Origin of the sequence: Paenibacillus oryzisoli, from assembly GCF_001653565.1 — a bacterium.
Classification (GTDB): domain Bacteria; phylum Bacillota; class Bacilli; order Paenibacillales; family NBRC-103111; genus Paenibacillus_E; species Paenibacillus_E oryzisoli.
In genome coordinates this window covers 26,950-40,122 of the sequence record NZ_LYPB01000072.1, presented here as the reverse complement: position 1 = coordinate 40,122, position 13,173 = coordinate 26,950, and the positions used below count along the sequence as shown (strand labels likewise).

General features: G+C 45.8%; 8 protein-coding genes. 3 read left to right on the top strand and 5 right to left on the bottom strand.

Annotation, left to right across the window (positions count from 1 at the left end; translation table 11 throughout):
- Positions 1-44: 44 nt before the first annotated feature.
- Entirely contained in the window at positions 45-494 is a 450-nt protein-coding gene (locus A8708_RS17635) for a hypothetical protein (RefSeq protein WP_239696749.1), read from the bottom strand.
- A gap of 291 nt (positions 495-785) precedes the next feature.
- Between A8708_RS17635 and A8708_RS17630 the strand changes: the two genes are divergently transcribed.
- Both A8708_RS17630 and A8708_RS17625 read left to right on the top strand, forming a co-directional pair.
- Positions 786-1,352 (top strand): RNA polymerase sigma factor, encoded by a 567-nt coding sequence (locus A8708_RS17630; RefSeq protein WP_068665764.1) that lies wholly within the window; start codon positions 786-788, stop codon positions 1,350-1,352.
- Positions 1,339-2,676 carry a hypothetical protein gene (locus A8708_RS17625; RefSeq protein ID WP_068665761.1) on the top strand — a complete coding sequence of 446 codons (1,338 nt, stop codon included), beginning with the start codon at positions 1,339-1,341 and terminating at the stop codon, positions 2,674-2,676. The genes A8708_RS17630 and A8708_RS17625 overlap by 14 nt, the downstream gene beginning before the upstream one ends.
- 684 nt (positions 2,677-3,360) lie before the next feature.
- Here A8708_RS17625 and A8708_RS17620 read toward each other — a convergent pair.
- The 4 genes from A8708_RS17620 to A8708_RS17595 form a co-directional block, all read right to left on the bottom strand.
- A complete protein-coding gene (locus tag A8708_RS17620) occupies positions 3,361-4,851 on the bottom strand; it encodes an HD domain-containing phosphohydrolase (protein ID WP_068665758.1) in 1,491 nt (496 codons plus the stop codon).
- A gap of 871 nt (positions 4,852-5,722) precedes the next feature.
- Positions 5,723-7,168, bottom strand: coding sequence for a flotillin family protein (locus tag A8708_RS17605; protein ID WP_068665752.1), 1,446 nt, complete (start codon positions 7,166-7,168; stop codon positions 5,723-5,725).
- A gap of 51 nt (positions 7,169-7,219) precedes the next feature.
- Positions 7,220-7,765 (bottom strand): NfeD family protein, encoded by a 546-nt coding sequence (locus A8708_RS17600; RefSeq protein WP_068665751.1) that lies wholly within the window; start codon positions 7,763-7,765, stop codon positions 7,220-7,222.
- A 105-nt stretch (positions 7,766-7,870) separates the two neighbouring features.
- Positions 7,871-11,236 carry an S-layer homology domain-containing protein gene (locus tag A8708_RS17595; protein ID WP_068665750.1) on the bottom strand — a complete coding sequence of 1,122 codons (3,366 nt, stop codon included), beginning with the start codon at positions 11,234-11,236 and terminating at the stop codon, positions 7,871-7,873.
- Positions 11,237-11,400: 164 nt separating this feature from the next.
- On the opposite strand from A8708_RS17595, the gene A8708_RS17590 reads away from it, so the two are divergent.
- Positions 11,401-13,167 (top strand): O-antigen ligase family protein, encoded by a 1,767-nt coding sequence (locus A8708_RS17590; protein WP_068665749.1) that lies wholly within the window; start codon positions 11,401-11,403, stop codon positions 13,165-13,167.
- Positions 13,168-13,173: the final 6 nt, after the last annotated feature.

Here is a 13,173-nt window from a genome sequence, read left to right as displayed (position 1 = left end):
ACTCTCCACTAGGTAGAAAGCAAGATCCGATAGGGTATATGCAATTATATTTTCTTTTTGGCCCCTGCTACTGCTTTGGCTGAATTATAATAGCGCATCCAATCGACAATATACATCATTTTAGCTAAATAATCGGGTGCACTTCCCTGTAAATGGCTGTAAGACTCATCCTGCAGCAGTTGATGCAACTCATATGCCTTCGTATAGAGCGTCTTAGTGAACGCTTCTTCCGTCTGTGGCTTATACAGATCCGTTCCTCGGGAAAGCTCGATTTCTTCAATAATTGTACCTCGATAATAGGGGTAAACATTCACCTGCAGACCCATGTCTATGTAGGCTAAGCCTGTATATTCATAAGGAAGCCAAATTAAATTTGTCTTCTTGTCTTCTAGCTTCACAGTGTACACTAAGCCTAAGTTCAGGGCAATCGGCTGCGGATAATTGCTGATTTGACCGGATCGCAAATGATCTGCAATGTGCTCAACGAAATTCATGCTGTTCTTCCTCTCCGAAGGATCTAGTCCTTCCTTCATATTGCGTGCAAAATCGCTCCGTTGTCAAGCAAGTCCGCATACGTTCTAGTTTTACTCTGTTATTGTTTCTCTTTCCTAGGTATATTTTCCTGCCGATCACGATCTAGTTATTGGGCATGAAGCGTTTCTCCCAAGAATACGCTCTGATGAGGCACAAAGGGGCAATGTCTTACGAAAGATGTAAGTAAAGTTTTTATTTCGGATAGTGAACTTTTCAGCAATAGATGCGTCTATATAGGAGAGGTGAGAGAATTGGAAACGACCGGTGTCCATGTATTTGATTATTTGAAGTACATCGCAGAAACAACAGATCAGAAGGTAATCCTTCGTAATTTAATGGAAACCTACGGGAATGATGTGTGGAATTATGCCTTCAGTATTTGTCGTAATAAAGATGCAGCCGACGATATTGCACAGGATGCTTTCTTAAAAGTATATCGCAACCTGACAACTTTCCGTGGTGAAGCTGCGGTCAAAACTTGGTTGCTTACTATAACCCGCAATACGGCTTATGATCATATGCGCAAAGCGTTCTGGCGCAAGGTGACTCTGGTTGGATTCGTACAATCCGGCGGCACCGCAAGCTCAGCTGAAACCGAAGCCGTTGAGAATTTATATGCAAGTGAAATTTGGCAGAAGGTCATGTCTTTATCCGCAAAATATAGAGAAATATTAATTCTTCACGCACATTATCAGATGACAACTAAGGAAATGGCAGCGATTCTGGATATTTCGGAAGGAACCGTTAAATCCAGACTTCACCACGCCAGACTGAAGGTTCTTAATCTGAAGGAGCGTGAAGCGCTTGAACACTCCTGAGCCGGATGACTTCCAGAAGCAATTGGAAGATGGGCCTCTCGTGCAGAAGGGGTTCACCTCCAAGCTTCAACAGGACATTGAGCAAACGATTCAAAAGAAAGAACGCAATAAATCTAAGGTAAAGCCTCTCCTCTGTGTTGCTGGTTTAGGTACAGTCTTGGCTGTTGTAGTTCTTTTCCCATGGCATACGATGCATACGCAGAGTGAAGCTGCTGCTATTGAAAGCAAAATGATGGCGGATGCAGTTACTGTTTCCACGCCCCCTCCTGCACCCATCAACACCGCCTTGCTTATTGGTTTACGGACTGAGCATGAGCCTGGCACTAACGGTGGTCAAGGGCGCACGCTATCGCCGCTTCGCTATAGTACCTATCGGACGATGCTTGTTGCACCCGTTCGCGGGCAGTTGCAGAAAACCTCCGAGGGCACTGGCATTTTGATGCCGTATAAGCAAAATTTCTGGAAAATCGACTCCCTCGCACATATAACCAACAAGGGTGAGTCTCACTATTTGACTGCTCATTTGGCCGATCAACCTGTCAAACAAGAACGCCTTACCGAGCCAGAAGATCAAGAGTTTAATCGTGTAGAAACACTCTTGTTTGCAGGTAACCAATACGTCTCTATTGCCGAGTCAGAGGCCGCTTGGAATGGCAATGCCCCCTATGTTGCAGATCGCATTTGGGTGCGTACACTTCCGCAATTGAAAGAAGCTCGAACCATGCAATTTTACAAAAAACCTGTGGACAAGAACCATGTATCCTTAATGGATATCTTTGGCGCAAGCACGAGTACCGATCTTGCAAGGATGTCGAGCATGGGCGACAATGCTTTGAGCGAAGTCTCAGGACAGAGTTGGACCGTACAACGTGAGCCCGGACAATGGGTTGGCAAAGTGGCTGAAACACCTAAATCCAGTTTATCCAAACCGGACTCTTACGTACTGCGTGATTTCCCGCGCCAGTTACCGGATAAAGTCGTTAATCACGATGATATCTGTTGCTCTTGGAGCAACATTAAGTCCTCGTGGCCGAAGGCTACGGATGCGTTAACCTCCCCCTTGGACGATATGCTCGTCATCTTCGAGGGAGATACGCTCAAATTCTACTCCTACGGTCAACCACCGGGCAGCATTCCCCAGCTTACCTTAGATCTAGAGCCCGGTGAACAGCTTGTCATGGCACAGTGGGCCACAGATCACTACGTCCAGGAGTGGATCGACAAAGTCGGGCGGTACCTGTCCACGGATATAGATTCCAAACCCCTGGGCGCCATTGGTTCTGCTGTAGGACTGCAAACAGAAACACAAACCAAACCCCACTAGAAATACAAACAACCCGCTGGTCCTTTTGGACGGGGCGGGTTGTTTGTTGTTTCGGCTGCGCTGGTGTGTCCGAGCAATCGTTATTGCTGCTGTTACTGCTACGTCTTCTTTTGCTTCTGATGCTACTGCTACTGCTACTACTGCTACTGCTACTGCTACTGCTACTACTACTACTACTACTACTACTACTACTACTACTACTGCTACTGCTACTGCTACCCCAACGCTCCTAACGTCTCCGCCACTTAACTAATTTAACTGGATTTTATGTAGCTATATTGGTTGATTTTCACTCATTTGAGAGAATAGCTGGATTTTCTACAGTTAATTCCTCCCCAAACCTGAGTTATCACCGGTTCTGGCTATATTAGCTGTACTTTTTCCATCTATTCGTCTAATTCAATACAATTCTGTTGAAATAGCTGTATGTTTTCCATTTAGTTCACCACATAACTCGCCAGATGCACTGCATCTATCTCTATTTACTTCTACAACTGCGATTCTACTTTAACTATTACTATTACTATTACTATTACTATTACTATTACTATTACTATTACTATTACTATTACTATTACTAGTACTATTACTAGTACTGCTACTTGTTACTAATTGCTACTCCCCAGCCTATAACTTCTACTGTACTGCTCCCCTTGTCAGCCCCTAACAACCACTCTCAACCCATTAGGCTTTATACGCATCCATGAATCCTTGGACAAAACGAGGATCCCACTGGCTCCCCTTCCCGTCTGCGAGAATGGCCATCGCCTTCTCTACGGGCATGCCCTTCCGATACGGACGATCGGATGTCATCGCATCAAATGCATCAGCTACCGCAATGATGCGGCCGAACACAGGGATATCCTCGCCCTTCAGGCCGTCTGGATATCCGGCACCGTCGTAGCGCTCATGATGCGAGCGCACCCCTGGAAGCAATGGAGCCATCGCCTCGGCAGGCTCAATTTGTTTCAAAATCGACTCCCCTAGGTCCGGGTGACGCTTGATCTGCTCGAACTCCTCGTCGGTTAGTCGCCCCTCCTTTAACAGCACCGCATCGCGCACGCCGATTTTACCGATATCGTGCAGCAGCGCTGTTTTGTACAACCAGTCAAGTTCCTGCTCGCTCAAATTAACCGATTGACCAATTAACAAGGAGTACTTCGCGACGCGTGTTGAGTGCCCTGCTGTGTAAGCATCTCGCGCATCAAGCGCTGCCGCAAGCGTAGCATAATAGCTCTGCAGGAGGAGATTGTTCATTTTTTCACGGGCATCGAGCCCCTTCACCATGTGGTTAAAACCCGCAATCAACCGCGAAAACTCATCCGAATATAAGTCAGAGGCTCTTACTTTGAGATCACCAGACTGTACCTGCTTCATCACACGGTGTAAATCTTCAATTGGCTGTTGAATATCACTGGCCAGCAGGCGTGCGCCCAAGGAAGAGAAGCCAACGCCCAGCAAAAGAATAATTGCCGCCCACTTCCAATAATCAGCAATCAACTGGGAGGAGTCCACGCTTGTACTCAACCGAATCTGTGTTGCTAAGCTAAAAAGAAATAGCGGCATCGTGCCAATCAGAAACGCACTTAACTGAAACTTCCGCTGAATCGAGACGATAACGCGTCCATCTAACGAGACGTCTTCCCCATGAATCTGTTGGCCTAACTCACGTATATGTATCAGCATGGGCCGAATGGCTTGCGCCGTTGTAAAAAACTCAAGCAAAGCATGCATACTAGCAATCAGTATCGCCCCTATCCCCGCCAGCCCAATATAAAAAGCAGGCAGAGTCAACCACCCCCACGCAACTCCCAAGCTTGCCATAGTCATGGCAGGAATGGATAGCCCCAAGAAGTGCGGCCCCATAATCCGCATCACTGATAAGGCAGGAAAACGATGTGTCTGTAAGTAGGCTGCACGAATCGTCTCTAGTGATGGCTTTTTGTGCCTCATCATTTCCCGAATGGGTCTTATGTGCCTCCGAAATATTAGGAACTCCGCAAACATCATGACGCATAGTGATAAAATCATAATAATAAACACTCGGAGCATTTCGGTTCCCGTAATCGTGAGCGTTGTCGAAATAATAACCCCACCCACAACAAGAACAGCAATACCCGAACCCATCATATAATTTCGTAAAAGATCACGTAGAAATTTTCTATATACCAGCATACCTCTCCCCGCCTCTATCCAAACTATGCATACTGCGATGAAGTCTCGCATCCCTCCCTTCTATTGTATCGTAATCTAGTAAACTCCGCTTGATATCTCTCGTAGAACCGACTAGTTTAGGCAAAAGAAAAAAGCCACACTCCATTGTTAAGAGTGTGGCTTGGGGCCTTATTCGGGCGAAAGGCACTCCTGTGCCTCTTCCGCCGAGACTTTAAGGCCCTTTTCGGGCCCTACCGGCGCCCGCGGGCAACACCGCGCGGCTTTAGCGCCCTTTTGGGGCCATAACCAGGCGAAAGGCACTCCTGTGCCTCTTCCGCCGAGACTTTAAGGCCCTTTTCGGGCCCTACCGGCGCCCGCGGGCAACACCGCGCGGCTTTAGCGCCCTTTTGGGGCCTTAACCAGGCGAAAGGCACTCCTGTGCCTCTTCCGCCGAGACTTTAAGGCCCTTTTCGGGCCCTATCCACGCCCGCGGGCAACACCGCGCGGCTTTAGCGCCCTTCTGGGGCCTTAACCAGGCGAACGGCACTCTGGTGCCTCTTCCGCCGAGACTTTAAGGCCCTTTTCGGGCCCTACCGGCGCCCGCGGGCAACACCGCGCGGCTTTAGCGCCCTTTTGGGGCCTTAACCGGGCGAAAGGCACTCCTGTGCCTCTTCCGCCGAGACTTTAAGGCCCTTTTCGGGCCCTACCGGCGCCCGCGGGCAACACCGCGCGGCTTTAGCGCCCTTTTGGGGCCTTAACCGGGCGAAAGGCACTCCTGTGCCTCTTCCGCCGAGACTTTAAGGCCCTTTTCGGGCCCTACCGGCGCCCGCGGGCAACACCGCGCGGCTTTAGCGCCCTTTTGGGGCCTTAACCGCGGCCCGCGCGTCGCCCCCTATTCTTCCCGCTTCAAGATCGGGTCAGCATCCGACCCTAGGAACGCGCGCGCTAAGTCGGTCACACTTTTCCCCGTGAGCGTCTGCGTGATTTCCGGCACCTGCGCGATCATTTTGGCGATATCACCGGTGATCCGGTTGACGCCAGACGCCGAGCCGTCCTGGGAGATTACGGTGATCTTATCGACGTTGCTCAGCGGTGCCGCAATTTTCTCAGCCAGCTCCGGCAGGATGCGCAGAATTTCCACCGTCACAGCCGCCTGCGTGTACTGCTTGTAAGCTTCGGCCTTCTTCTCCAGTGCCTCCGCTTCTGCAAGCCCCGCTAGACGCACGACTTCGGCGTTCGCCTTCCCTTTGGCGAGCTCCGCTTCCGCCGTGGCTTCGCCGCGCTTTCTCGTGGACTCCGCTTCCGCCTCGGCTTCAAGGATTTGCCGCTGCTTGCTCACCTCGGCTCGCATGATCGCCGCCAGCTTCTCCGCTTCGGCTGGCTTAATAACAGAAGCCTCGAGCTCCTTCTGCTTCAGATCAACCTCGATCTGGCGAACCGTCTTGTTCGCCTCTGCTTCCATCTGACGGATCCGTACCTGCTCCGTTACGAGCTGCTGTTGAATTTGCTTTTGCTTCAATTCATAGGCTAAATCCGCTTCCGCCTGACGACTCGTCGTCTCCTGCTTGAACTCCGCTTCCTTCATGCTGAGCTCCTTGCGATACTGGGCTTCCTTCGCGGATGCCGCACTCTCCGCTTCAATCTTCAATTGATGAGCTTCTGCCCTGCGAATGGCCGACTCCTTCTCCGTATCCGCCTGCCGGATTTGAATATCTCGCTCGACTTCCGCTTTGGCGATACTCGCGCTTTTACGAATCCGCTCGACTTCAGGTACACCTAAGTTCTCAATGTAACCTTGATCGTCCGCTACTCTTTTCAGCACGAAGGAAATGAGATTGAGCCCCATTTTATCCAAATCCTCCGAACACGTCTCCCTCATCTTACTGTTGAGCTCATCCGGATTCTTCAAGATGGATTCCACCGTCAATTGCCCGACTAATCCCCGCAAATGTCCTTCTACAGAGTGTAGAATCATCGCTTCCCGCTCCGCCATCGAATGGTCAAGGAACTGCTCGGAAGCAGTTGCGATCGCGATGGGATCACTTTGAATCTTAATTTGAGCGACAGCTTCAATTTTGAGACGAATCCCTTGCAGAGAGAACATCGGTTGGTCGGGTTTCACATCAAAGCTAGTGAGCATCATCGAGATGGTTTTGTAGCTCTGAAAACCGGGGATAACGAACGTCCCTCCGCCTTGCACGACTCTTTTGCCCCCTAAACCAAATACGATCATCGCTTCATTCGGCGGCACTTTCTTGTAAGCTTTTACAATTGAAGCTAGTAAGATGAAAACAACAACCACAATAGCTGCTACCATAATAAGCACTGAATACATCATCTCTCTCCTACCTCCCAGTCATTCCTCACTATGGTTTAAACCTAGAACGGACTAGTCGTATTCACTAAATGCCGTCACCGTTGCAACACCTTTACTCATATTCAAAATAACAACCTTCGTCCCTTTCGCCAGGGACTCACCGTTCTCCGAACGAACACTGATGGAGCGCGTAGTGCCTTGGAGCACATACACCATTTCACCCATGCCTTTTCCAATAATCGGAACTGTCAGCTTACCTAACTGACCGCCGAGCTGGAAATCGCTCTCCTTCATACTGTCATCATGCTTATAAATCACCTTCGCGTACAAAAGAAAGAAGAGCCACGCCATCACAAGCCCTGCCGCAACGGCAAAGAGAAGAATCAACAAGCCGCTTGTCATGCCTACTTTGTTAAGGATATACCCCACACCGCCGAACACCGTCACCCCTGCGAGCAACGAGGACATATTGAACCAAGATGGGCCGATATGCCCCTGTCCATGACCATGTGCACCGCTTGTATCACCATGCATTTCAAAACTATCCACTCCGAAAATTGTAATGAGCAGCGTAAGTACGAGACCTACAAAAAAGCAAATCAGAAACATCGTCATCATCAGCTTTACCTCCCACATAGATGTAGACGAAATTGGGAATAAAAGGTTTCGCTTACTATTTATAAAAAAACCTCCTACAAGAGTAGGAGGAAATTATACTTACTATTAGTTTATGAATGCTGCAAATTGTAAGAACCTTTTTAGCATAACCGTTGCTTGCGCTCTAGTTGCACTCTCATTAGGCCCAAACGATTGGTCTGTCAGACCATTTACAATATTAGCAGCAAGTGATTGAACTACAGCCGATGTAGCCCATGCACTGATTGTGTTGCTATCAACAAAACTAGCAAGCTTGTCTTGCGCATGTGATGATTGTACTTCTTTACCCGAAAGCCTCAATGCCCTAGAAATCATGACAGCCATTTGCTCTCTGGTAATATCAGCATTAGGTGCAAATTCTCCCGCATTATTTCCTTCAACAAGTCCTAATTTAGCTGCCGTCCCTACAGCCCCCGCAAACCAATCATCACTTGTCACATCTGTAAACATAGACGACTTAGCAGCATCTGGTTGTAATGCTAGTGCGGTTACCAGCATGGAGGCGAATTGCGCACGGGTCACTCGCTGATCAGGAGCAAAAGTAGTCTCAGTCATGCCTTGCACAACGAACTTAGATGCTAACAATTCGATGTCTTTTTTAGCCCAATGTGCGGTGATATCAGTAAAAGGCTTGTCCAATTTCACCAGTGTGTATATGCTGTTATGCGGCGATTTAATGGTGATTTCGCTTTTGCCATTCACATGGGAGAAAACAGCAGGAATGAATGTCATTTTACCTGTAACAGGGTCGAATGAAACAACGGTTGTAGCATCAGTATCCACTGTAGAAGGTACAATAATCTTCCGTTCCACATAAGTTCCTGAAAAGTCGTTCAGTTCTACCTTCGTAGAACCAGATTCTGCTGTAATGGTAAATTCTATTGGATTGGCAAGCAACGTCGTAATCGTTGGATTCGCTTGCTGAAGTGCCTCGTAAGACTTCTCTGACGCCTGTGTCACGGAAATCGTTACTTTCACATCTTTAATGTCCTTGTTTAATTGCTTAGCGATGTCTTTAAAAATGCTAACGGGTACTGAATACGTACCAGCATCTGACTGAATCGAGATTACGATATTCGAATTGGATTTCAAAGCTTCCGCCAAAGATGCTGCTGGAATGTCGATTTTGGCCCCAGCTTGCGTGCCCGTCGCATCCAAAGTAATCGTTTGGCGGTTATTATCGTTGTTTTTGATTACATCAAGCGCCTTCGTGAATACATCCGAGTCCAGTTTGACGCGTGAAACCTCTTTGCCGTCTGAACCTTTTTCTTTTGTCAAATAATTGTTCGTATCCACCTTGGCGCCATCGTCGGATGGTTTGGCTGAACTTGGAGGAGCGAAACCGCCACCACAACATCCGCTTTGATTCTTAGGTTTTAATTCCGCTATCTTAGCCACGGCATCCGTAAGCTTGGTTTGGTTTGTTGGGCTTACCAACGCCTTTTGAGCCGTTGTAAGTAAGTCAAACGCTGCTTTAGCCTCATTTACTGCTGTTTCATTTGTTAATGCTATGTTTGCAGCCGCTGGCAGAGCTGTGATCTTGGCCGTTACGACAGCTGCTCTTAATTCCGCTATCTTGGCGATTGCATCTGTAAGTTTGGTTTGATTCCCTGAATTCACTAAACTTTTCTGTGGCGTTGTAAGTAAGTCAAACGCTGCTTTAGCCTCATTAACTGCTGTTTCATTTGTTAATACTATGTTTGCAGCCGCTGGCAGAGCTGTGATCTTGGCCGTTACAGCCGCAGCCGCATCTGCATCTTGCGTATTAGGAGGCAGAATCTTAATTGTTCGGTCAGTTGAATATTGGTCGATTAGGTTAGGTGAATATACATATGAATAAGAAAAGTTGTTTACTGAGAGTGATACTGCAGCACTGAATCCATTTCCTCCCCATAGCGGCATTCTAATTTCATCAGACCCGCTTGAAGAGGACATTTTCAGAACATATTGTTCATTGGGTAGCAGAGCTGTACTGAGTACAAGTGATAGTAATTGAGGTCGTGCGTAACTGTTACCATTACTAGTAACTACCGGACCTGCAGGACTCCCGCCGCCTCCGCCACCACCACTGCCATTTACTACTGAAGTACCATTAACTACTTCATTGGGGAAATAAGGATTATGAATTAAACCCGTAATACCGACCTCAGATTGATCCGAAACTTTAATTAATTGCAGGTCTGAACCCATTAAATTAGCATTTTTAATAGTTGTTGTATTATGCGCCCCCACTCCATTCAATGGCCAACTATCGTAAGGAAATTCGATATCCAGACGATTCCCAGTACCATTTGTAGGTGAGAATCTTACAATTTCTTCATTAGGTGCGTACCAATGGCCTGCTTCTTTGTTTGCAAACAATACTGGGGTAGCCTTAAAATTACCGTTCATAAAAATTGCAGATTGATCTACTTCAGCAAATAGACCCCCGTAGTCAACATACGCTACATTATTAGAAACAGAAGATGCGGGTTGAAAAGTTTTATTTTCCGAATTCGTAATGGTTACTGAATAATTGCTTCCTGGTAAATCGAAATAATATCTTAAGTACGGAGCCACAAAATCATAGTCAGTTTGAACGATGTTAATCCAGTAACGACCAAGTTCTGATTGGCCCTTGATTTCTTGATTCGTATACGTAAAACTTTCAACAACAACACCATCTGCATCTTTAACTTCAAACTTCGTATTTGCTGCTGCAACGCCATTTAAATAAACGTAACCTGCATAATGATAGGCTTCAGGTCCTGTTGCACTTACGAGTGTAACCTTATCACTTAACGCTGATTCGTTACCGAATATATCTGTTACACTTAATTGAAGATCGACAGGCGGTGCATTAAACTCATACTGCTCCCCCCATTCAAATGGAACATAACCTTGGGAAGATCTATTGAATGTCCCATTCCTATATGCTTTGACACCATAGATAAAGGGTAGATTATCAAGCGAATCCCATTTAATTCGCCAGTACCCATGTTCAAAATTTGCCACAAGATTAGTAGGGGGAGTCAGATTGACATTACTTCCGCTATAGGTATATACATTACTGCTCACATTATTAACGGTTGAGTAAACAGGCGTACTACCTTCATAAACAACTGCTGTAACTGGCTTAAGTCCTTTAAGCTCCTCGCTTCCCACGCCATTCAACTCATAATAAAATCCATTAATATAAGGGTATGTAAAGTTTATACTACTTGAAGTCACTGCTTTAGTCCCATATGTCTCATCATTCACACTGACCGATAACGCTGCCTTGTCTGAATAAATATACCCATACACCGTTCCTGATACAGGATCAAACTGGAGATTAAACAAACTTGTTGCAGATGCTATAATTGGCATGCATGCATTCACCAAAAATAATAGCACGAGTGCCGCAGAGGCCCTTCGCTTTAACGATCCCGTTACCTTATTACTAAAATGCAAAATAGTTCCTCCTCAGGTTGTTTCTACCGATCTTCTATTACCTACTAAATAATAAAAGATAACAAGAAATTCAACAAGACTAAAGTCCTATTCCTTATAATGGAAAATAGGAACATAACATTAAATTTTGCTTAATTTCATGAAATGGAGTGAAAACACTTAACGTGAGTCCAAGAAAAAAACAGAATATATCAGAAGTTACAAGTAACTGGATTTCATCTTTTTCACTAATATTGCTTATCGTCTTCTTCAGTATCTCTCTATTCCGGCACGGTTTATTATTTAAGCCTGAGTACTTACTGATTTCAGGCTGTCTCTATGTTTCAGCAGGTCTCATTTTATTTAGGCGTAAAATGCCTTTCAATCCTGTCTTCTATCTATTTACAGTCTTTGTCTTTCTTTACTTTACACTTACATTTAGCGCTATTTCTAAACAGGAGTCTCTAGCAACATCGTTTCGTATCGCACTTGTCATACCTCTATTTCTTATCGCTGCACAGCTTACCCAAGCACATAGAGTAATTCTAATAAAAGTGTTCGTTTATTTGTGTTCGGTTGGGATCATTTTTGGTGTTCTTATGGACCAATTTCGAGAGGGACGTTTTGAAGGACCCTTAGAATATGCGAATGCGTGGGGGGTATTACTACTTACTGCCTTGCTTTTATCCAATATGTTAGCCACTTTAGAAAACAAAACTAACTATATCTGGCTTAGTTCTCTTTTATCATCAGGAATCATTCTGACCGGTTCACGAACAGTTCTTATACTTTTCGTAATCATTGTCCCACTACAATACTGGGCATTTGGAAAAGATTATCGAAAAACCATCCCTTCTGTAACGTTAGCTATTTGTGCCGGAGTTGCTAGCGCTGTCGCCTATCCATTTTCAAAATGGGTATTTCTAGGTTCTATTCTCGTCGTCGCCTTACTCGTTCTCTATGTGATGCCTAATATTCGGACTAGAACAATAAGCTTAACGATGATTCCAATTCTTCTATTAATGGTTGGTGCAATGCTATACAGTAATCAAACTTCCTCACTTAAACGTTTATTTCAGCTAACTCCCCACGCATCAGAATGGACAAGTAGGATTGGTTATTACAGGGACGCTTGGCAAATGATTATCGACTCCCCTATGCTAGGTTACGGCGGCGGTGCATGGAACATTTTACAATATCACTATCAAACAGCTGCATATACGGTCCTATATTTACATAATCATTGGTTGGAAACGTGGATTGAGACCGGATTGATTGGTGTCCTACTATTCACAACTATTGTAATTATGTTTATTTGGAGGGGCTTGTCTTCTTACCTAAAATCAGATGATCCAACGAAAATTTGGGTAGCTAGTTGCCTTGCTGTATTCGGTTGTCTTCTGATTCATAGTACAGTTGATTTTACGTTTGAATATCCTTTGCTATTTGGTCTTTGGGTTATATTTGGCATATTTAGTAACACTTCGTCAGCAGAGTTAAACACCGCCAATAAATTAAAGATGCCTCTACGCATCCTATTCTCATTGGCACTTATCTTATTTTCGATGGTATCTATCCGTCTCAGCTTCTCGGAGGCGTTATCCACAAAGGCAGAGCACACACCTAGTTATACGGAAGCCATTAAACTTCTTGAACGAAGTTCAACTCTTACTTTCGTACCAGCAAATCAACACTATAACATCGCCTATCTCTTGCTAAAAAACTACCTAGAAACAACAAATCCAGCTCATCTTACCCGCGCCGCGATCGAGATCCATAAAGCTTATTCCATGAGCCCACTCGACGTACACGTCCTATTCCTTCGATGCCAAATCCAGTATGCGCAAGGGGAGCGTGCACAAGCGACCTTAGAGCTGCAAAAGCTTCAGCAGCAATTCCCCTTTCGAGCAGATATTCAAGCGGAACTCGAAAAATGGAAACACACTCGTTAATTTTTA